Below are 21,544 nucleotides of genomic sequence, written 5' to 3'. Positions count from 1 at the left end.
GGGCACTGGCCCTCGCGCCGTGAGACGCGGACGATGGCTGCACTTCTTGGCAGGCCGTCGCAGGGGAAGGCCGTCGGGGGCGCCGTCCGAGGTGCGCCCGTCCCTCTGGCCGGTGTGCACCCGCGCGGAGGACACCATGAGCACCAGAAGCAGAGTCATCCAGGTCGTGGCCGCCACGAGCGCCGTCGGGGTCCTGCCCGTGGCCCTGGCCGTCGTCCACCTGCCCCGCCCGGACGGGCCGACCACGCAGTCGCCCGCCGCGAGCGCCGCCACGGTCGGCACCGCGTCCGCCACGACGAGGTGGGTCGCCCTCGACACCGGCGCCGGCCCCTCGATCACACTCAACGGGCCCACCGGGCGGATCGGCGCGACGCAGACGCTCGCCGAGGCGACCGACTGCGGGATGGACCAGGGCGCGGTCTCCTCGCGCTACCTCTCGTTCTCCGGGTCGACGGCCAGGACCTACAGCGAGACCCTCGCCTCGTTCGCCAGTGGCTCCATCGGGGTCAAGGAGAAGAAGAGCGGCGTCTCCTGCTACCAGGCCAACTCCCCGTCCGAGAGCCTGAAGGTCTCGCTCGGCGCCGGCCTGCGCACCGCGCTCGGGCCCGACGTCGTGGCGTCCGCGGCCTTCCTCGACGTGGAGCTCAAGCAGGGTGCACAGATCATGGCGACCGCGAAGCTCAAGGGCGCCGTCACCGGCGTCTTCGAGCTGCGCAGCGGTTCCTCGATCACCTCGCCCGCCCCCCTGCCGGGCGGGGTGACGGCGACCGCCGTGACCACCTGCACCACCAGCGCGGACTCCGGCCCCGACGCCGGGGTGGGCGACAACTGCCGCTGGCCGGTCAGCATGCCGTCGTGGCTCGGCCCCGACGACGGGATCGTCTTCGACGAGCTCACCCTCACGGCCGTCGGCGGGTCCTTCAGCCTCGAGGGCGGGGGCGACGGCCAGGTCGAGCCGCAGTCGCCGCTGTCGACGCCGAACGCCTCGATCGTCCAGGTCGCCGACGGGGTGCTCGACTGCGGGGCCTCGACGCGCACGATCGCCGCGTCCGCCGACGCCCCCCAGGTCAGCGTGTACCGCCTCGGCAACGCCGACGCCAGTGCGTGCGTCCCGGTGCCGTACTCCTTGGGCACCGCGCCGGCCTACGCACAGTTCCTCAAGCCGCTCGACAGCCAGACCACGGCGCAGTTCCTGTGGGACCTCACCTGGCGCTTCCCGGAGACGGCCGGCACCACGGCGCTGCCCGACCTCAAGGTCGACTACGAGTACCCGGCGCCCGGCGACACGGTGACGCTCGGCTGGTGCCCGGACCCCTCGTTCGACACCGCCGGCCGTTTCGCCGGCTACCCCGCCGGGTCGCTGACGGCCGCGATGGACCAGGAGCCCGACCTGCCCGGCACGCAGTTCGCCTGCGTCGTCTCGCGCAGCGCGCGCCCGGTCGACGGCGACCCCGACACCGTCGGCTCGCGCGACGTCGTCTACGTCTACGGCGACGCCGGGATGCGTTACTGACGCCGGTCCCGCGCGGCGCGTCAGCCGGGAGCCTGCGCTGCGTCGCCCGGCGCCGAGGCCCGCGCGCCCAGCGAGGCGAGCCGGGACTCGGCCCGGGCCCAGGCCTGGTCCGACCCGTCGAGGTCGCCCTCGTGCCGACGCACCCGGCTGAGGACCCGCAGGAGCAGCGCCTCGTCGTAGGGCAGGTCCTGCTCGCGCGCGGCCACCAGGCCGGTCTCCGCCAGCTCACCGGCCTCGGCGAACCGCCCCAGTGCCAGCAGCGCCCGCGAGCGTTGGTGGCAGGTGCGGGGGACGGAGGCCGCGGCCTCGGCACGGGCCGCGTGCTCGGCGGCGTCGATGACCTCGAGAGCCTGGACCGGGTGGCCCTCGCGGATCATCGCGTCGGCCTGGACCAGCGACGCCTCGAGCGCGGTCGTGGGCTTGCCGAGGGACAGCAGCGTCGCGGCGACGTCGGCCGCCAGTGCATCGGCCGCGTCGTGGTCGGCCCGGGTGAGGTGCAGGCGCGCGAGCTGGATCTCGCCCTGGGCCAGGAACGACAGGGCCCCCGATGCCCGCAGCACCCGCAGGGCGTCGTCGAGGATCACCTCCGCCTCGTCGAGCCGTCCCTGGTTGATGAGCAGCTCGGCGAGGTTGACGCCGGTCTCGGCGGCACCGAAGTCCTTGCCGACCTCGAGCGCCACGCGGCGCGCGCTGGCGTACCACTCGGCGGCCTCGGTCCACCGGCCCGCGTAGTACGCGATGGTGCCCAGGTTGCCGCGGACGGTCTCCTCGAGCGGGCGCCACTCCTCCTCGACGCAGATCCCGAGCGCCTCGAGATGGCGGGCGCCGAGGCCCGGGACGCCCATCGAGATCTCGATGCTGTCGAGCAGGATCAGGGCCCGCACGAGCGTCTCGCGGTCACCCACCTCGCGGGCGCGCTCGGCGGCGCGTTCGGCCCAGCGCAGGGCCTCGCCCGGGCGCTCCTGCTCGATCCGCACCCGCGCGGTGAGGTTGTCCAGGCGCACCAGCGTCGCAGCCCCGGCCTCGCCCGCCCCGCGCAGGACCGACCGCGCCCGCCCCACGACGCGCAGCGCCGCGGTAGGACGGCCCGTGCGCAGGAGCACGATGGCCTGCCGGGCGAGCAGCGCGGCGTGCGCCCGCAGGTCATCCCGGACGAGGCGGGCACCCCGCCGGTAGGCGTCGAGGGACTCCTCGAACATCCCGGCCAGCTCACGCAGCTCGCCGACCCCGGTCCAGAGGTCGGCGCGGGCGCGGTCGGTGACGTCGGGCAGCCTCGGGGACACGCTGAGGGCACGGACCAGGTGGTCGGCCGCGTCCGCGTTGGCGAACGAGCGCCGCGCCACCGCCCCGGCCACCTGGGCGTAGCGCCAGGTACGGGCATGGTCCCCGGCGCGGTCGAAGTGCAGGGCCAGGGTGGGCGAGTCCGCGTCGAGGTCGCTGCTCATCCGTTCCAGGACCTCGCCGGCGGTCTGATGGACGCGGGAGCGGACCCGGAACGACAGCCCCTCGTACGCGGTGTCGCGCACGAGACTGTTGCGGAACCGGAGGCGGTCCGGGCCGTCGGGTTCGAGGAAGGCGTGCAGGGCGTCGAACACCGTGCCGTCGAAGGCGGTCCCGTCGGCCGCCAGGGTGGCCGCGATGATCTCGCGCCGGAAGCTGCGCCCGAGCACCGAGGCGTGCCGCAGGACCTGGCGCAGGGGAGGGGTGAGCCGGTCGATCTGGGCGGCCATGGCCGCCTGCACCGACTCCGGCAGGGTGTCGAGGGCGCCACCGCCCCGGATCGTCTCGGTGACCTCCTCGACGAAGAGCGGGTTTCCCGCGGCTCGCCGGGCCAGCAGGGACACCTCGTGCGGCCGGAGCGGATGCTCCCGGGTGGCGGCGATGACCAGCTGCTCCACCGTCGCGGGCGGTAGCGGGCCCAGCGTCAGCACCGTCCCACCCTCCGGCGCGAACCCCCCCGGGGCGTCCCGGCGGACGACGACCACGGCCCACGGCCGGGTGGCCGCGGCGCCGGCCACGCGCCCCAGGAGGGCCACCGACGCGCCGTCGGCCCAGTGCGCGTCCTCGACCTGCACGGTCAGGGGTCCCGGGACCAGCCGGTCCAGCAGGGTGACGACGACGTCGGCCACCCGGTCGGGTTGGTAGGCCGGGTCGATGCGGCTCGCCTCGACCGTCGGCGGGACGTCGACCTGGACGACGTCGGCCAGCAGCGGCGCCATCGGCAGCAGCTCGGGGGCCACCCGCCCCAGGGTGTCGAGGACCGCGGCCCCCATCCGCTCCGGGGTGTCGCGCGTGACGCCCAGCAGGGTCCGCAACGGGTCGCGCAGCACCCGGTAGGAGCTCGAGACGCCGTACGGCTCCGCGTGCAGGAGCAGCCGCTCGGCCGGTGGCGCCAGCGCCGTCGCCTCGCGGACCAGCCGGGTCTTCCCGGAGCCGGTCGCGCCTTCGACGGTGAGGACGCCACCGGCTCCGGCGGCCGCCTCCGTGAGCATCCGCACCGCCTCGGCCAGCTCGGTGTCCCGACCCAGGAAGGGCAGCCGCGCACTGCGCCGCAGGTCCTGGCTGCCGGTCTCCTCACCCACCGCGAGGAGGTGCATCGGGACGGCCTTGCCCTTCATCGCGTACGGACCGACCGACGCGGTGGCGAACAGGCTGCGGGAGTGCTCGAGCACGCCCGGGTGGGCGAAGACACCGCCGGCCGGGGCCTTGGACGTGATCCGCGCGGCGGTGTTCGTCGTGTCGCCCATGGCGGAGTAGGCCGCCCGCTCCGGGATGCCGACCTCCGCGGCGAACACGTGGCCGCGGTTGACCCCCAGCTGGACCGGCAGGGGCAGGTCGGAGGTCGCGATCCGCCGCAGCGCTCGGAGCATCCGACCCTCGTCGTCCTCCCCGGCGACCGGGACCCCGGAGCCGAGGAAGAACTTGCCGCCGTCGGCGTCGAGGTCGGTGGCCAGCAGGGTCACCCCTTCGACGGCGAGGGCGGCCTCGACGGCCGTCACCGTGGTGTCGAGCAGCCCGGCGAGGTGAGCCGGCCCCTCGTCGTCGAACACCCGGTCGGTGCCGGAGAGGCGCACGAACGCGATCGTCGCGAGCCGGTGCTCCGGCTCGGGCGGACCCGGGTCGAGGTACTCCCCGAGGCTCCGGGGGAAGAGGCCCCCGAGGCGGGCCGCCGGGACCGGCGGCGTTCCGGCGGAGACGGCCGGCACCGTGTGCGCCACCCGTCGCCGCAGGACGAGTGCCCCGTCGGCCCGGACGCGGGTCGACCCGGGGGCGAGCCGCGCGGCCGTGGCGGGCGTGACCACGACCTCTCCGGCCTCGGCTGCCTGCTCGGCCGCCGCGGTGGCGGAGGCGGCCGGCCCCAGCACGAACAGCTCGCGGGTGGGAGACCCCACGAGGAAGAGGTGGACCGGTCCCGAGTGGACCCCCACCGACATCGAGAGGCTGAGGCGGCCCACCGACGTCGGCAGCGCGGCGGCGTCGCGCAGCGTCCGACGCATCTCCACCGCCGCGTCACACGCGTGGTCGGCGTGACCTGGACCGCGGAAGAGGAAGAGCAGGGCGTCCCCGCCGAACTTCAGCATCTCGCCGCCACGGGCCGCACTGAGGCGCAGCATCGGCCCGAAGACACGGTTGAGCGTCTCGACGATCTCCTCGGCGCCGACGCGACCTCGGCGGGTGAGCCGTTCGGTGAGTGCCGTGAACCCCGAGACGTCCGCGAACACCAGGGTGCCGTCGATCTCCCGCCAGGAGGCACCGGGCGCTTCGTCGTCCCAGCGCAGGACGAGCGGCGGTACGTGGCGGCGCAGGTCGGTCACAACGCTCCTCGCGGTCGACGGGCGCTCGCGCGACCCGGGCTGTAGTATCCCGCACGGTCCAGCACCGCCACGTCGGCGACCGCGGATCGTGTCCCGACGGAGGTTCACGTGGAGCTGACGTTCCTGGGGGTACGCGGCTCGACCTGCGCTCCCGGCCCGCGGTTCGTGCGGTACGGAGGGCACACGGCCTGCGTGGCCGTCACGGCCCGCGGCGGCGACCGCCCGGTCCTGCTCCTCGATGCCGGCACCGGGATCCGCTCCGCGTCCGCGATGCTGCGCGGCGAGGCCTTCCGCGGCACCGTCCTGGTGAGCCACCTGCACTGGGACCACGTCCAGGGGCTGCCGTTCTTCGCCGCCGGTGACCGCGAGGATGCCCGGGTCACGGTGCAGGTGCCCGCCCAAGGGGGCGCCAGCGGCCGCGACCTCCTCGCGCAGCTGATGTCGCCGCCGGGCTTCCCCATCGAGCCCGAGGGGTTGATCGGGGACTGGAGCTTCGAGGCGGTCGAGGCCGGGAAGAGCGTGGTCGAGGGTCTCGGCGTCACCTCGGTCGACGTCGAGCACAAGGGTGGGCGGACCTTCGGCTACGTGCTGGAGGAGGACGGCCGCCGCGTGGCGTACGTGCCCGACCACGCCCCTGCCGTCGGGGTGTCCGACGAGCTCCTCGCGGCGCTGCAGGGGGTGGACGTCCTGGTGCACGACGCGCAGTTCCTCGAGTGGGAGCGGCCGCGGGCCCGCGACTACGGACACGCCACCGTCGACGACGCCGTGCACCTCGGGGAGCGGGTCGGTGCTCGTCGACTCGTGCTCTTCCACCACGGACCGCACCGTGAGGACGACGCCCTCGACACCATGGCCCAGGTCGTCCCCACCGACCTCGAGGTCGTCACCGCCCGCGAGGGCATGGTGTTGAAGGTCTGAACACCCCTCCGCCACCGCGGTTGCCACGGACGTCGCCAGGTGTAGATTTCCCGCGTGCCGAGCGCGACGACGGGCTTCCAGGACGCTGTTCCACGCCCGCAGGGCGACGCTCCCCGCTCCCGGCCGTCGCCCACGCCCCGGGTCGCGCCCGGCCGGATCCTGCTGATCGCGTGCTTCGGGGCCTTCCTGGCCTTCCTGGACGCCACCGTCGTCAACGTGGCGTTCCCCTCGATCCGCGCCACCTTCCCGACGGTCCGGATCAGCGAGCTGTCCTGGGTCCTGAACGCCTACAACATCGTCTTCGCCGCCTTCCTCATCGTCTTCGGTCGCCTCACGGACCTCCTGGGTCGCCGACGGTCCTTCGTCGGTGGGGCCCTCGTCTTCACCCTCGCCTCGGTGCTGTGCGGGGTCGCCCCCTCCGTCGACCTGCTGGTCGCCGCGCGCGTCCTCCAGGCGCTCGGCGCCGCCGCGCTGGTGCCGGCCTCCCTGGCCCTGGTCGTCGCGGCCTTCCCCGCCGAGCGGCGCGCCCACGCCATCGGCCTCTGGGGTGCCTCCGCCGCGGTGGCCGCGGGCCTCGGGCCTCCCATCGGCGGGGCGCTGACCGAGTACTGGGGGTGGCGCTGGGCCTTCTTGGTCAACCTGCCCTTCGGCCTGGTGGCCCTGTGGCTGGCGCGCCGCCACCTGATCGAGAGCCGGGCGCCCGGGCGGCGACTCGTCCCGGACCTGCTCGGCGCGACCACCCTCGCCGCCGCCATCGGGCTGCTCAACCTGGGCATCATCCAGGGGTCGGACTGGGGCTGGCTGAGCGTGGGCGTCCTCGGGTCGTTCGTCGGCGCGCTGGTGCTCTTCGGGGTGTTCGGCCTCAGCTCCCGCCGGCATCGCTCGCCGCTGGTCCCCGCGGCGCTGCTGCGGGTCCGCTCCTTCAGCGTCGGGTCCGTCGCCTCGGTGCTCGCGGGCTTCGGCTTCTACGCCTACCTGCTGACCAACGTGCTGTGGCTGCAGTACGTCTGGGGCTACGCGGTGCTGCAGGCGGGGTTGGCGCTGGTGCCGGGCGCCGTGGTCGCGGCCGTCGTGGCGTCCCGTCTGGGACCGCTCGCGCAGCGGCTCGGCTACCGCTGGTTCGTCGTGCCCGGCGCGCTCGTGTGGGCCGGCGCCTACCTCTGGTACCACCAGCGGGTCGGCCTGCAACCGGCGTTCTGGGCCGAGTGGATGCCGGGCCAGCTGCTCAGCGGCATCGGGGTGGGAGCGACCCTCCCGCTGCTCGGCAGTGCCTCGCTGTCCCAGGTCCCGGGCGGTCGGTACGCCACGGCGTCGGCCATCAGCTCGGCCGCGCGGCAGGTGGGCGGGGTGCTGGGCATCGCGGTCCTCGTGGTCGTCATCGGCAACCCGACCCCGGCGACCGCGGTGGCGGCCTTCCGTGACGGCTGGCTCCTCTCCGTGGCGGCCTTCGTGGCCGTCGCGCTCCTGTCCCTCCCCCTCGGCCGGCTGCGCCCGGCCCTGGAGCAGGAGGCGGGCGACGATGACCGACCGCCCGCTCTGCACCTCCCGGACGCCCCGCCGTCGTGGAGGCTCCGGTCCACGTCCCCGTCGGCGGAGTCGACCGACCTGGGGGCGGTACCTCTGGTCGCCGCCCTGCCCGCCTCCGCACGACAGCGCCTCGAGGAGGCCTCCCGCCTGGTCGAGGTCCTCGCCGGCGAGGACCTCGTCCGCGAGGGTGACCCGCCCGGGTCCTTGTACGTCGTGCGTCGGGGCCGGCTCGAGATCCTGGTCGGGCCGCGCGTCGTGCGCGAGGTAGGACCGGGGGAGGTGCTGGGCGAGCTGGCCCTGCTGACGGGCGAGTCACGCTCGGCCACCGTCCGGGCCCGTCGCGACAGCACCGTCCTGGAGCTGCCGCGTGACGCGGTCGAGGGCGTGCTGGCCTCCGATGCGTCGGTCTCCAGGCACCTGCTCGGGCAGGTCGCGGAACGGCTACGGACCGCGGCCCCGGGGCCGACGTCACCGCCGCCGGAGCGTCCGACGGTCATCGCGGTGGTCGCGGCGCACCGCGCGGCCCCGGCGGCCGAGGTGGCGGAGGCCCTGACGGCCCGGCTGCGACACCACCTGGACGTGGTGCTGCTGGGACCGGTCGGTCCCGACGGGCTGGCTCGCGCGGAGGTGGCTCACGACCGCGTGGTGCTCGTCGCGCCCGACGGACCCGGGGAGACGGGCGAGGAGCGGGGCGGAGCGGCCTGGCGCGACTTCTGCGTCCGGCAGGCCGACGTCGTGGTGCTGGTGGCCGACGCGCACGCCCCGGCGGCCACGGAGCACACCTCCGTGGGCGGCCGGCGACCCGAGGTGGTGCTCGTGGGCGGCGGGGTCACGGCCGCCCACCGTGCCGAGTGGGTGCGAGCGACCGACGCCTGGCGGCTGACCTCGGCCGAGGGGGACCTGGCGCTCGGGGTGCGCGCGCTCGCCGACCGGCTCGCCGGCCGGTCCCTGGGCCTGGTCCTGGGTGCGGGGGGCGCACGAGCCTTCTCGCACATCGGGGTCATCCGCGAGCTCGAGGAGGCGGGGCTGCACGTCGACCGCGTGGCCGGGTCGAGTCTCGGAGCCATCGTGGCCGCCGTCTACGCGTCCGGTGCGGACGGGCGCACGCTGGAGGACCTGTGCTTCGAGGAGTTCGTCCGCCGGCGGCCGTTCGGTGACTGGCGCGCTCCCATCGCCTCCGTCTCCAAGGGTTCCCGGGTCCGCCAGGCCGTCGAGCGCGTTCTCGGGGCGGACGAGGTCCTGGAGGGCCTGCCGCGGCAGCTGCGCATGGTCAGCGTCGACCTCACCAGCCGGCGGCGCCAGGTCCATGACCGGGGGAACATCGTCGACGCCACCCTGGCCTCCTGCCGCCTCCCCGTGCTCTGGGCTCCCATCCCGACCGACGACGGTCGCCTGCTCGTCGACGGGAGCGTCCTGGACGCGCTGCCGACCGACCTCCTGGTGCAGCGCGACGAGGGGCCGGTGGTCGCGGTGGCGATCGGGACCGGCGGCACCCGCTCACGTCCGGGGCGGCCCCCCGTTCCGGCCCTGGGGGACACCCTCATGCGCACGATGATGATCGGCAGTGGTGGGGCGGTGGAGGCCGCGCGGCAGCAGGGGGCGTGGGTCCTCGGGCCGTCGTCCATGGGCGTCGGGCTCCTCGAGTTCCACCAGCTCGACCGGATGGTCGAGGCCGGCCGCGCCGCCGCCCGGCTCCTGCTCGAGCGGACCGGGGGCGACCTCTCGGCTCCGCTTGACCCCTCCTCGGACGGAGAGCTCCCGGCGGCCTGAGGCCGCGGGGTCAGGCCCCCAGGGCGAGCACCCGCCGGTAGAAGGCGAGCTCGCGCTCGTAGGCGTCGATAAGGCTCTCGCTCCGACGGAAGCCGTGGCCCTCGCCCTCGTAGACGGTGAGCTCGACGTCGCGGCCGGCGGCTCGCATCGCGGCGGCCATGGTCTCGGCCTGGGCCAGTGGCACCACGAGGTCGGCGTCGCCCTGGAGCAGCAGCAGCTCGCCGTGCAGCCGGTCGGCGTGGTGCACGGGGGAGCGGTCGCGGTAGATCTCCTCGCCCTCCGGCCACGGCGCGATGAGCCGGTCGGTGTAGCGCGACTCGAACTTGTGGGTGTCCTGCGCCAGCGCCGCGATGTCGCCCACCCCGAACAGGCTGGTCCCGGCCGCGAAGGCGTCGCTGGTGGTCATCGCCCGCAGCACCGCGTACCCGCCCGCGCTCCCGCCGCGGATGACCAGGCGGTCACCGTCCACGACGCCGGCGTCGGCCAGCGACCGGGCGCCGGTGACGCAGTCGTCGATGTCGATGACGCCCCACTGCCCGAGCAGGCGGTCGCGGTAGGCCCGTCCGTACCCGGTGCTCCCGGAGTAGTTGACGTCGAGGACCGCGAAGCCCCGGGTGGTCCAGAAGTGCACCGCCGATGAGAAGCCGGCCTCGCTGCGGCTCGTCGGGCCACCGTGCACCATGACCACGAGGGGCGGCCGCTCGCCCTCGGGCCCGACGAGCTCGGGGTGGCGCGGACGGAACAGCAGGCCGTGCACGTCGAGGCCCGCGCTGTCGGTCCAGGCCCACGGCTCGGCGGCCGAAACGTACCCGGGGTCGAGCGCCTGCGGGGCCGAGGTCGCCAGCACCCGGTAGGGCCCGGCGGCCGGCCCCCGCACCACGGCCGGAAGGGCGTCGACGTGGCCGCGCCGCAGGGCGACCTCGCCGTCGCCGGCGGCCACCAGCGAGTCGTGGAAGGCGCCGCCGTCGCTCGAGATGGCCACGTCACCCGTGGTGGCGTCGAGCACCCCGAGCCCCTGCCCGGGGCCCTCCCACCAGTGCACGAGCGCGTGGTCGGCGTCGAGCACGGCCAGGTCGTGCACCCCGAGGACCCACGGTGGAGTGGCGTGGTCGGCCTCGACGTCGTGCACGGCCACCGGCCCGTCGCCCGCGTCGCGGTGCACCAGCCACCAGCCGGAGGCGTCCGAGACGAACCAGAGCGCGCCGTCGGGCCCGAAGACGGGCTGGGCCACCGAGACGCCCTCGCCGCCCGCCACGACCTGGGGCTCGCCGAGGCCGTCGGCGCCCAGCGGGGCCCGCAGCAGGCGGGTCGAGTCCCACGGCATGTTGGGGTGGTCCCAGACGACCCAGGCGAGGCTGCGGCCGTCGGGCGAGACCGCGGGGCGCGAGACGAAGTCGGTGCCGCCGAAGAGGACCTCGGCGACCCCGGCGGATTCACCGTCGAGCGGGATGCGGACGAGCTCGTCGGCGGGCTCGGGCTCGCGCGCCAGGTCCTCGCGCACCGCGAGGACGACGTCGTCGTGCAGGACGAGGCCGCCGTAGCGCCACGGCCCCTCGGGGGTGAGCGCCACCGGCTCCTGGGCGCCGGGGTCGAGCCGGTACAGGCGGCCGTCGCCCGCGTGCGAGAACACCACGCGTCCGCCGGCCACGGCGTAGGACCCGCCGCCGTACTCGTGGATGGCCGTACGCGCGTTCCAGGGGGCGGCCAGCACGTCGCGGGCCGTCGAGCCGTCGTGGCGCACCAGCGCCTGGCGGCCACCCTCCGCGGGGCGGCCCTCGAGCCAGTAGGTGTCGGGGCCGTCGACCCGGACCTCCGAGAGCACCACCTGCCCGCCGGTCATCGACTCGGGCGTCACGGGGGAGGGCCAGGTGCCGTACGGCGCGGTCGCGGTCATCCGGCCACCCTAGGACGAACTCGCGCGACCGCCCCGGACCCGCCTCGATAGCATCGACGGGTGCGCCGGGGTCCCGGCGAGCGTCCCCACCGCGAGGAGAGCACCACCATGCCCGCCGAGATCACCGTCCACGTCGCCGGGAGCGAGCGATCGGTGACCGAGGGGACCACCTACGGCGACCTCTTCGAGGGCGACCGCAGCGTGCTCGTGGCCCGGGTCGGCGGGGAGCTGCGCGACCTCCACGTGCCGGCCGCCGACGGCGAGGTCGTCGAGCCCGTCACCGCCGCCGAGCAGGACGGCCTCGACGTGCTGCGCCACTCGGCCGCGCACGTCCTGGCCCAGGCCGTCCAGGAGCTGCACCCCGACGCGAAGCTGGGCATCGGGCCGCCCATCCGCGACGGCTTCTACTACGACTTCGACGTCGAGACGCCCTTCACCCCCGAGGACCTCAAGGCCCTCGAGAAGACCATGCAGCGCATCGTCAACGAGGGCCAGACCTTCCGGCGCCGCGAGGTGTCCGACGACGACGCCGCCCACGAGCTGGCCGCCGAGCCCTACAAGATCGAGCTCATCGGGCTCAAGGGCGGCGCGGCCGAGGACGCCGCCGAGGGCGCGGGCGTCGAGGTCGGCGGGGCCCAGCTGACGATCTACGACAACGTCCGCCGCGACGGCAGCGTGGCCTGGGGCGACCTGTGCCGGGGCCCGCACGTGCCCACGACCAAGGTCCTCGGCAACGCGTTCAAGCTCATGCGCAGTGCCGCCGCGTACTGGCGCGGGTCCGAGAAGAACCCGCAGCTGCAGCGCGTCTACGGCACGGCGTGGCCGACCAAGGACGAGCTCAAGGCCTACCTCGACCGGCTGGCCGAGGCCGAGAAGCGCGACCACCGCAAGCTCGGCGCCGAGCTCGACCTCTACTCCTTTCCCGACGAGCTCGGCTCCGGGATGGCCGTGTTCCACCCCAAGGGCGGGGTCATCAAGCGCGAGATGGAGGACTACGTCCGCCGCCGGCACATCGAGGAGGGCTTCCAGTACGTCGGGACCCCCCACATCAGCAAGGCGGGGCTCTTCCACACCTCCGGGCACCTGCCGTACTACGCCGACACCATGTTCCCGCCGATGGAGATGGAGCACGCCGAGTACCGCCTCAAGGCGATGAACTGCCCGATGCACAACCTCATCTTCCGCTCGCGCGGGCGCTCCTACCGCGAGCTGCCGATGCGGCTGTTCGAGTTCGGCTCGGTGTACCGCTTCGAGAAGTCCGGTGTGGTGCACGGGCTCACGCGGGTGCGCGCGATGACCCAGGACGACTCGCACTCCTACGTCACCCCCGAGCAGGCGCCGGCCGAGATAGAGCACCTGCTGCGCTTCGTCACCGGCCTGCTCAAGGACTTCGGGCTCGACGACTACTACTTCGAGATCTCGACGCGCGCGACCGAGGGCGAGAAGAAGGACAAGTTCATCGGCTCCGACGAGCAGTGGGAGGCGGCGACCGCCGTGCTGCGCGACACCGCCGCCCAGTTCGGCGTCGACCTCGTCGAGGACCCGGGCGGCGCGGCCTTCTACGGCCCCAAGATCAGCGTGCAGGCCCGCGACGCCATCGGGCGCACCTGGCAGATGTCGACGATCCAGTACGACTTCAACCAGCCGCACCGCTTCGGGCTCGAGTACCAGGCGGCCGACGGGTCGCGCCAGGAGCCGGTGATGATCCACTCGGCCAAGTTCGGCTCCATCGAGCGCTTCATCGGGGTGCTGGTCGAGCACTACGCCGGGGCGTTCCCGGTGTGGCTCTCGCCGGTGCAGGCCCTCGGTGTGCCGGTGGCCGAGGAGTTCGACGACTACCTGCGCGGAGTCCTCGACCAGATGCGCGGCCACGGCATCCGCACCGAGCTCGACGCCAGCGACGACCGGTTCCCGAAGAAGATCCGCAACGCCAGCAAGGCCAAGGTGCCCTACGTGCTCATCGCGGGGGAGGACGACCGCTCCGCCGGGGCCGTGTCCTTCCGCTACCGCGACGGGTCGCAGAAGAACGGGGTGCCGGTGGCCGAGGCCATCGCCGAGATCGTCGCGGCCATCGAGGACAAGCGCCAGGTCTGACCCGCCACCGGGCCGTCCGTCCGGATGGTGGACGGGCCCGTCCCCGGGCGTTGCACGCGTCCCGTCCGTCCCACGACACACCGGCGACACGCCGGCATCCGCGACGGGGGCCAGATTCACCTCTCCGAGCCCTTGCGGGCGGCCCCGGAGGGGACTAGAAATGACCCACTCCACCACTTCGGTGGCGGAGGGATCGAGAAGCAGAAGGCTTCCATGCCAGGCGGTTTCGGCCGCCAGGAGCCACCCGGTGATGCGGGTGGTGGACGCCGGAGGCGACTCGTGAGACGCGGAGCATCACGCCGGGTCACCCGAGGCCCCGGGAACTCATACTTCCCGGGGCCTCACCCTTGTCCGGGGAGGCCGCTGCTGCGGGAGCCGCTGCCCCGCACACGGGTTCGCGCCCCTGCGGCAGGGGGGATGGGTCATGCTGGCCTCTGTGGAGACCAGCCGAGACGTGCGCGTCCGCCGGGCCGTGCCCACCGACGCCTTCTCGGTGGCCGCGCTGCACATCCAGGACGAGCGCGAACGGGGAGCCACCCCGCCTGCCGGCTTCCTCGACGCCTTCGCCGACGCGTGGCTGCGCGACCGGGCCCGGCGCACCTGGCTGGCCGAGGCGCCGGGCGGCCGACCGCTGGGAACCATCCACGGCACCCGCGTCCAGAAGCTGCCGAGCGCGCACCGGCCGGCCGACGCCTGGTTCCACGTGAGCCTGCTCTTCGTCACGCCCGACGCCCGTGGGGCCGGGCTGGGGGAGCGGCTCCTGCGTGAGCTCGTGGCGTGGGCCGGGACCGACCAGGTCACCCGCATCCAGCTCAACGCCGTGCCCGCCGCCCGCGGGCTGTACGAGCGGGTGGGGTTCGCCGCCCCCTCGGCGCGGCTGATGGAGCTGCGGCTCGACCCGCCCGTGCGGTGATCCTCTACTCGCTCGGCGTCACCCTGGTCGACGCCGTCCTCGGGCTGCTGACCCGCCGCGAGCACCGGCACGTCGAGCGCATCCCGGCGGCCGGCGCCGTGGTGGTCGTCTCCAACCACCTGTCGGTCTCGGACCCGCTGGTGCTGGCCAGCGCCCTGCGGCGGGCCGGCCGGCGCGGCACCTTCCTGGTCATGGCGGAGGCGTTCGCCTGGCCGGTCGTGGGATGGCTGCTGCGGCGCACCGGCCAGATCTCGGTCCGGCGCGACCGCGACCCGGTGACCGCCCTGCAGCCCGCGCTCGACGCCCTGGGGAAGGGCTGGGCGGTGGCGCTCTACCCCGAGGGCCGGATCACCACGGAGCCCGACTACCGCCCGATGGCGGCCGCTCGCACCGGTGCGGTGCGGCTCGCCCTGGCCGCGGACTGCCCGATCGTGCCGGTCGCCCAGTGGGGCGCCCACCGGCTCCTGACCCGCGAGGGCACGAGCTCGCTGGCCCGCCCGCCGCGCCTCCTCGGCCGGCTGCGCCCCGGGCGGGTCGCCCGCCGGCCCATGGTCGTGGTGTCGGTGGGGGAGCCCATCACCCCGACCCGGCTGCGAGGGGCCGTCCGCGATCCCGAGGACCTGCGCGCGATGACCGCCGTCGTGATGGACGAGGTCCGCGCCCTCCTCGCCGAGATCGCCGCCGACGAGCTGCCCGACCTGCGTCGCTAGGGTGGCGCCATGAGTGCTCTCCCGTCCCGCGGCGTCCTGGTCACCGGCTCCTCCCGAGGCGTGGGGGCAGCGGTCGCGCGGGCCTTCGCCGCCGCGGGGGACCGGGTGGTGGTGCACCACCGCGGCGACGCCAGCCGGGACCGCGCCGAGGACGTGCTCGCCTCCCTCGACGGCACCGGGCACGCCCGCCTCGCCGCCGACCTGGCGGACCCCGCCGCCGTCGAGCGGCTGGCCGGTGAGGCCCACGAGGCGCTCGGCCGGGTCGACGTCCTGGTCAACAACGCCGCCATGATCGTGCCGCCGGGCTCGTCGGGGAGCCGGCGCGGCGACCATCCCCTCGACGCCACGTCGTACGCCGACTGGGTCGAGGTCTGGGAGCGCACCCTGGCCACGAACCTGCTCGGGCCGGCCAACCTCACCTGGTGCGTCGCCCGGCGGATGATCGACGTCGCTCCCGCCCCGGGGGTGGCTGTGGGGCGCATCGTCAACGTGGGCTCGCGCGGCGCCTACCGCGGCGAGCCCGACATCCCGGCCTACGGCGCCGGCAAGGCGGGCCTGCACGCGTTCGGCCAGTCGATGGCCCAGCACCTCGGGCCGCACGGCATCGCCGTCACCTCGCTGGCGCCGGGCTTCATCGCCACCGAGATGGCCGGGTACGCCCTGGCCGACCCCGAGGCGGCCGAGGCGACCCGCGCGCAGAGCCCGTTCCGCCGCGTCGCCACCCCCGAGGAGGTCGCCGCCGCGGTGCTCACGCTCGCGTCGCCGGGCGCCGAGTGGGCCTCGGGCGCGGTCGTCGACTTCAACGGGGCCTCCTACCTCCGCTGACCTCCAGTTTTCGGGGTCACCCCGAAAAGGCGACGAGGCAAGGGCTTCGAGGCGGGGTCTCGACGGGGAACCGGGGTGTCGAGCCGGGCCCGCGCCCCGTCCTAGGATCGGGTCATGCCGGAGCCCGAGGACGTCGCCGACTTCACGGGGGAGCCCGACGGCTTCGAGCGCCTCTGGACCCCCCACCGGATGGTCTACATCCAGGGCGAGCGACCGGCCGAGGACGCCGGCGACAACTGCCCGTTCTGCGCGGCACCGACCAAGGGCGATGCCGAGGGCCTGGTCGTGCACCGCGGCGAGCACTGCTACGTCGTCATGAACCTCTTCCCGTACAACCCCGGCCACGTGCTGGTCTGCCCCTACCGGCACGTGCCGCTCTACGTCGACCTGACCGACGACGAGACCGCCGAGTTCACGAGCCTGACCAAGGCCGCGATCCGGGCGCTGGAGGCCGCATCGGCGCCGATGGGCTTCAACCTCGGGATGAACCAGGGCGCGGTCGCCGGGGCCGGCGTGACCGCCCACCTGCACCAGCACGTCGTGCCGCGCTGGGGCGGCGACAGCAACTTCCTGCCCATCGTGGCCCGTACCAAGGCGCTGCCGATGCTGCTCGAGGACGTCCGCTCGCGGCTCGCGGAGCACTGGCCGGCCTGAGGCCGGACCCGCGCCGGACCCGCGCCGGGCCGCCGCCTGGCGACGCCTCCGCACCGTCCCCACTACGCTGGCCGCACCATGCTCAACCGATACGCCCGCGCCTTCTTCACCAAGCTGCTGACCCCGGTGGCCGTCACCTTCATCCGACTCGGCATCAGCCCGGACGTCGTGACCGTCATCGGCACCCTCGGCGTGACCTTCGGCGCGCTGGCGTTCTACCCGCGCGGCCAGTTCTTCGTCGGCACCCTCGTGGTCACCGCGTTCGTGTTCTCCGACACCGTCGACGGCATCATGGCGCGGCGCATCGGCCGCTCGGGCAACTGGGGCGCCTACCTCGACTCGACCCTCGACCGGGTGGGCGACGCCGCCGTCTTCGGAGGCCTCGTCCTCTGGTACGCCGGCAACGGTGGGAACGCCTACATGGCGGCCCTGGCCCTGGCCTGCCTCATCCTCGGGAGCGTCGTCTCGTACGCGAAGGCCCGCGCCGAAGGGCTGGGGATGACCGCCAACGTGGGCATCGCCGAGCGGGCCGACCGGCTCGTCACGGTCCTCGTGGCCACCGGCCTCACCGGCCTGTTCGGCATCCCCACCGTCTTCCTCGGGGTGGTGCTCGCCCTGCTCGCCCTCGCCAGCCTGGTCACCGTCGTCCAGCGGATCCTCGAGGTCCGCCGTCAGGCCCTGGTCGCTCCGTGAGGGGGCTGCCGGCCGACCTCGCGGCCTCCGCGACCGTCGCGGGCCACCGCCTCGGCTGGGCCGCCGTCCGCCGCCTGCCCGAACGGGCCGCCTACCGGCTCTTCGACGCCGTGGCCGACGTCACCGTGGCCCGCGGGGGAGCGGCCCGGATGCGCGCCAACTACGCGCGCGTACGACCCGAGCTCGACGACGCCGCCCTCGACGCCCTGGTCCGCGAGGGGATGCGGTCGTACCTGCGCTACTACTGCGAGGCCTTCCGCCTGCCGGTGCTCGACCGCGACGCCATCCTGGCCCGGGTCCGGGTCGAGGGCGACGACGCCGTGCGCGAGGTCCTCGACGCCGGCGGCTCGGCCGTCTGCTTCCTGGGCCACCTGGGCAACTGGGACCTCGCCGGCGCCTGGGGGACCCAGTTCCTGGGCCCGGTCACCACCGTGGCCGAGCGGCTCGAGCCCGAGGAGGTCTTCCGCGAGTTCCTCGAGTTCCGCGAGGGCCTGGGGATGACGATCCTCCCGCTGACCGGCGGCCCCGAGGTGTTCCCCGCCCTGCGCGAGGCCGCCCGCACCCCGCAGGTCATCCCGTTGCTGGCCGACCGCGACCTCACCCGCCAGGGCGTCACCGTCGACTTCTGCGGCCTGCCGGCCCGGATGGCACCGGGCCCGGCGGCCCTGGCCCTGGCCGAGCGCCGCCCGCTGTTCCCGGTGTCCATCCGGCACGAGCGCCGGGGCCGCGGCTGGGGCATCGTCATCGTCTTCCACCCGCCGGTCGAGGTGCCCGCCACCGGTGCGACCCGCGAGAAGGTCGTGGCCATGACGCAGGCCTGCGCCGACGTCCTCGGCGATGCCGTCCGCCGGTACACCTCCGACTGGCACATGCTCCAGCGGGTCTTCGTCGACGACCTCGACCCGGCGCGTGCCCCGGCGGCCGCGCCGTGAGGATCGGGATGGTGTGCCCGTACTCCTTCGACGTGCCCGGGGGAGTGCAGTTCCACGTGCGCGACCTGGCCGAGGTCTTCCTGGCCCAGGGGCACGACGTCTCGGTGCTCGCGCCGGCCGACGACGGCGCCGAGGTGCCGCCCTACCTGGTCTCGTGCGGGCGCGCGGTGCCGGTGCGCTACAACGGCTCGGTGGCGCGGCTGACGTTCGGCCCGGTCACCTCCACCCGGGTCACCCGCTGGCTGGAGTCCGGGGGCTTCGACGTGGTGCACCTGCACGAGCCGGTCACCCCGTCGGTCTCGCTGATGGCGCTGTGGGCGGCCGAGGAGCCGGTCGTCGCGACCTTCCACACCGCCACCAGCCGCTCGCGCGCCATGCACGCCGCGAACCCCGTGCTGCGGCCCTCGCTCGAGAAGCTGCGCGCCCGCATCGCGGTCTCGGAGGACGCGGCGGCCACGGTGCGCCGACACCTGGGCGGCGAGACCTACATCATCCCCAACGGCGTGCACGTCGACCGGTTCGGCCGAGCCCCCCGCCGCGAGGCGTGGGTCGGCACCGACGAGCGCCCGACCCTGGCGTTCCTCGGCCGGGTCGACGAGCCCCGCAAGGGCCTCGAGGTCCTGTTGCGCGCGCTGCCCACCGTCCTCGAGGCCCGGCCCGGCACCCGCCTGCTGGTCGCGGGGCCCGGGGACGCCGGCGACCTGCTGCGAAAGGCCGACCCGCGGGTGCACGCCGCCGTCGAGGTCCTCGGCGGTGTGAGCGACGCCGACAAGGAGTCGCTGCTGCGCTCGGTCGACGCCTACGTCGCGCCCCACCTCGGGGGCGAGAGCTTCGGCATCGTGCTGGTCGAGGCGATGGCCGCCGGGGCGCCCGTCGTCGCGTCCGACCTGCCGGCCTTCGTGCGCGTGCTCGACGACGGCCGCACCGGCGTCCTGCACGAGGCCGGGTCGGCGCCGGGGCTGGCCGCCGCGGTGCTCGCGCTGCTCGGCGACCCCGCGCGCCGCACGAGCCTCAGCGCCGCCGGCCGCGAACGGGCTCGGGTGTTCGACTGGGAGCCGGTCTCGCGCCAGGTGATGGCCGTCTACGAGACGGCCCTGGCCGGCGCCCACGCCGAGCTGGTCGACGGTCCTCGCGGGCTGTGGAGCCGGCTCGTGCGCAGCGTGCCGGGGGGTGACCGGCCGTGAGCAGCACCAACGTCGACATCCTCCAGGTCACGACCTTCGTCGTCATCCTGCTCATCGGGGTCGCCTGGTACCTCTCGTACGCCGCGGCCCGCCTCGACCGCCTGCACGCCAAGGTGGAGGGCGCGATGTCGGCCCTCGACGCCCAGCTCGTCCGGCGCGCCGAGGCCACCCTCGAGCTCGCCAACAGCGGAGCCCTCGACCCGGCCACCGCCCTCCTGCTGGCGGACGCCGCCACCGAGTCGGTCGAGCGCACCACGGAGCACCCCCTGGCGGAGGACCTCCTCGACGGGCAGCACTTCGGGGGCCGCGAGGAGGTCGAGGCCTCGCTCAGCGAGATCCTGGCCGTCACCCTCACCGACGAGGTCGTGGCCGACCTCCGCTCGCGCGGCGACGAGCTCGTCGACGACAGCCTCGACCGCATCGCCGCCAGCGGCCTGCGCGTGCGGATGGCCCGCCGCTTCCACAACGACGCGGTGCGCGAGGTGCGCCGGGTGCGCCAGAAGTGGGTCGTGCGGGTGTTCCGGCTCTCGGGGCACGCCGCGCTGCCCGAGCGCGTCGAGTTCACCGACGAGCTCCCGACGGCCCTGGCCCGCTGAGAACCTTCAGCCCCTGGTCGGGCGCCCTCGCCGGCGGTCCTAGAATCGCGGCATGACCGAACAGCAGAGCGCCACGAGCACCGGCACCACCCGCGTCAAGCGCGGCATGGCCGAGATGCTCAAGGGCGGCGTCATCATGGACGTCGTCACCCCCGAGCAGGCCCGTATCGCCGAGGACGCCGGCGCCGTCGCCGTCATGGCCCTCGAGCGCGTCCCGGCCGACATCCGGGCCCAGGGCGGGGTCTCGCGGATGAGCGACCCCGACATGATCGACGGCATCATCGCCGAGGTCTCCATCCCGGTGATGGCCAAGGCCCGCATCGGCCACTTCGTCGAGGCCCAGGTCCTGCAGAGTCTCGGCGTCGACTACATCGACGAGTCCGAGGTCCTCACCCCGGCCGACTACGCCAACCACATCGACAAGTGGCAGTTCACCGTGCCGTTCGTGTGCGGCGCGACCAACCTCGGCGAGGCCCTGCGCCGCATCACCGAGGGCGCGGCCATGATCCGCTCCAAGGGCGAGGCCGGCACCGGCGACGTCTCGAACGCCACCACCCACATGCGGACCCTGCGCGCCGAGATCAACCGGCTCCGGTCCATGTCCTCCGACGAGCTCTACGTCGCGGCCAAGGAGCTCCAGGCCCCGTACGAGCTGGTCAAGGAGGTCGCCGAGGCCGGCAAGCTGCCGGTCGTGCTCTTCACCGCGGGCGGCATCGCGACCCCTGCCGACGCGGCCATGATGATGCAGCTCGGCGCCGAGGGCGTCTTCGTCGGCTCGGGCATCTTCAAGTCGGGCAACCCCGCGCAGCGCGCCGAGGCCATCGTCAAGGCGACGACCTTCCACGACGACCCCGACGTGATCGCCAAGGTCTCGCGCGGGCTCGGCGAGGCCATGGTCGGCATCAACGTCGACGAGATCCCGCAGCCGCACCGGCTGGCCGAACGCGGCTGGTGAGCCCGTGCGGGGGGCCGGCATGGACGCGGTGATCGGGCTGGTCGGCGTGCTGGTCGGCCTCCTGCCGCTGGCGGCGGCCGGGGTCGCGCTGTTCCTCTGGCTGCACACCCGGCGCCCCCGTGTGCCGGCGTCGGTCGGGGGTGCGGTGGCGGCCGCGGGCTACGACCCCGCCGCCCCGCCCCCCGTCCCCGTCGGCCAGTGGAACGCCCAGCTCTCGCCGGGCGGCGCGATGGTGCTGCCGGGGCAGCAGGTCGGGGTGCTGCGCATCGAGAACGGGTGGCTCGGCTTCCACCCGGCCGGGCCGCAGAGCCCGCCCACCTGGCTCGTCCCCGCCCACCAGGTGCGTGCGGGTAAGAACAGCCTGCTCGCGCGGCAGGAGGTCTGGCTCGAGACCCCCGCCACCGGCAGGGTCAACGCCACCGTGAGCCACGAGCACATCAACCAGTGGATGGGCAACGACCTCAAGTCCCTGCGCGAGCGGCGTTACGCCGACGAGTTCCTCTGGGTGCTGCACCAGGCCGGGGGAGCGGTCGCGGGCTGACCGGCCCGCT

At 74.6% G+C, this 21,544-nt stretch carries 16 protein-coding genes; 14 read left to right on the top strand and 2 right to left on the bottom strand.

Annotated elements, in window-relative coordinates:
- The first annotated feature begins 136 nt into the window (after positions 1-136).
- Positions 137-1,513 carry a hypothetical protein gene (locus tag ATL31_RS01230; RefSeq protein ID WP_143598264.1) on the top strand — a complete coding sequence of 459 codons (1,377 nt, stop codon included), beginning with the start codon at positions 137-139 and terminating at the stop codon, positions 1,511-1,513.
- A 20-nt stretch (positions 1,514-1,533) separates the two neighbouring features.
- On the opposite strand, the gene ATL31_RS01225 is transcribed toward ATL31_RS01230, so the two are convergent.
- Positions 1,534-5,328 carry an adenylate/guanylate cyclase domain-containing protein gene (locus ATL31_RS01225; protein WP_158239766.1) on the bottom strand — a complete coding sequence of 1,265 codons (3,795 nt, stop codon included), beginning with the start codon at positions 5,326-5,328 and terminating at the stop codon, positions 1,534-1,536.
- Positions 5,329-5,436: 108 nt separating this feature from the next.
- Here ATL31_RS01225 and ATL31_RS01220 point away from each other — a divergent pair, with 108 nt between their 5' ends.
- Both ATL31_RS01220 and ATL31_RS01215 read left to right on the top strand, forming a co-directional pair.
- Positions 5,437-6,246, top strand: a complete 810-nt coding sequence (locus tag ATL31_RS01220) for an MBL fold metallo-hydrolase (protein ID WP_158239765.1) — start codon at positions 5,437-5,439, stop codon at positions 6,244-6,246.
- 54 nt (positions 6,247-6,300) lie between these two features.
- Positions 6,301-9,543, top strand: a complete 3,243-nt coding sequence (locus ATL31_RS01215) for an MFS transporter (RefSeq protein WP_101394164.1) — start codon at positions 6,301-6,303, stop codon at positions 9,541-9,543.
- 10 nt (positions 9,544-9,553) lie between these two features.
- On the opposite strand, the gene ATL31_RS01210 is transcribed toward ATL31_RS01215, so the two are convergent.
- Positions 9,554-11,437: a S9 family peptidase gene (locus ATL31_RS01210; protein ID WP_101394163.1), complete on the bottom strand. Its 1,884-nt coding sequence runs from the start codon at positions 11,435-11,437 to the stop codon at positions 9,554-9,556.
- A 108-nt stretch (positions 11,438-11,545) separates the two neighbouring features.
- On the opposite strand from ATL31_RS01210, the gene thrS reads away from it, so the two are divergent.
- From thrS to ATL31_RS01155, 11 genes are all read left to right on the top strand, one after another.
- Complete coding sequence (gene thrS / locus ATL31_RS01205) at positions 11,546-13,531, top strand: threonine--tRNA ligase (protein WP_101397109.1); 1,986 nt, start codon at positions 11,546-11,548, stop codon at positions 13,529-13,531.
- A 436-nt stretch (positions 13,532-13,967) separates the two neighbouring features.
- Positions 13,968-14,444: a GNAT family N-acetyltransferase gene (locus ATL31_RS01200; RefSeq protein WP_158239764.1), complete on the top strand. Its 477-nt coding sequence runs from the start codon at positions 13,968-13,970 to the stop codon at positions 14,442-14,444.
- Positions 14,441-15,154 carry a lysophospholipid acyltransferase family protein gene (locus tag ATL31_RS01195; protein ID WP_158239763.1) on the top strand — a complete coding sequence of 238 codons (714 nt, stop codon included), beginning with the start codon at positions 14,441-14,443 and terminating at the stop codon, positions 15,152-15,154. The genes ATL31_RS01200 and ATL31_RS01195 overlap by 4 nt, the downstream gene beginning before the upstream one ends.
- A gap of 9 nt (positions 15,155-15,163) precedes the next feature.
- Positions 15,164-15,979, top strand: a complete 816-nt coding sequence (locus tag ATL31_RS01190; protein WP_101394160.1) for an SDR family NAD(P)-dependent oxidoreductase — start codon at positions 15,164-15,166, stop codon at positions 15,977-15,979.
- Positions 15,980-16,093: 114 nt separating this feature from the next.
- A complete protein-coding gene (locus tag ATL31_RS01185) occupies positions 16,094-16,633 on the top strand; it encodes an HIT family protein (protein WP_101394159.1) in 540 nt (179 codons plus the stop codon).
- Positions 16,634-16,711: 78 nt separating this feature from the next.
- Positions 16,712-17,326 carry a phosphatidylinositol phosphate synthase gene (gene pgsA, locus ATL31_RS01180; protein WP_101394158.1) on the top strand — a complete coding sequence of 205 codons (615 nt, stop codon included), beginning with the start codon at positions 16,712-16,714 and terminating at the stop codon, positions 17,324-17,326.
- Positions 17,323-18,258: a phosphatidylinositol mannoside acyltransferase gene (locus ATL31_RS01175; protein WP_245861817.1), complete on the top strand. Its 936-nt coding sequence runs from the start codon at positions 17,323-17,325 to the stop codon at positions 18,256-18,258. Before pgsA ends, ATL31_RS01175 begins: the two co-directional genes overlap by 4 nt.
- Positions 18,255-19,442 (top strand): glycosyltransferase family 4 protein, encoded by a 1,188-nt coding sequence (locus ATL31_RS01170; RefSeq protein WP_101394157.1) that lies wholly within the window; start codon positions 18,255-18,257, stop codon positions 19,440-19,442. The genes ATL31_RS01175 and ATL31_RS01170 overlap by 4 nt, the downstream gene beginning before the upstream one ends.
- The gene (locus ATL31_RS01165; RefSeq protein WP_245861816.1) at positions 19,439-20,038 is read left to right on the top strand and encodes a hypothetical protein; all 600 of its coding nucleotides are present in this window, start codon (positions 19,439-19,441) and stop codon (positions 20,036-20,038) included. Before ATL31_RS01170 ends, ATL31_RS01165 begins: the two co-directional genes overlap by 4 nt.
- Positions 20,039-20,090: 52 nt before the next feature.
- Positions 20,091-20,993 (top strand): pyridoxal 5'-phosphate synthase lyase subunit PdxS, encoded by a 903-nt coding sequence (gene pdxS / locus ATL31_RS01160; RefSeq protein WP_101394156.1) that lies wholly within the window; start codon positions 20,091-20,093, stop codon positions 20,991-20,993.
- Between the two features lie 19 nt (positions 20,994-21,012).
- Positions 21,013-21,534: a hypothetical protein gene (locus ATL31_RS01155; RefSeq protein WP_101394155.1), complete on the top strand. Its 522-nt coding sequence runs from the start codon at positions 21,013-21,015 to the stop codon at positions 21,532-21,534.
- The last annotated feature ends 10 nt before the right edge of the window (positions 21,535-21,544 follow it).

Source organism: Phycicoccus duodecadis, assembly GCF_002846495.1.
Lineage (GTDB): Bacteria > Actinomycetota > Actinomycetes > Actinomycetales > Dermatophilaceae > Phycicoccus > Phycicoccus duodecadis.
The sequence above is the reverse complement of the archived record's forward strand: the minus strand, read 5'-3'. Positions and strand labels throughout refer to the sequence as shown.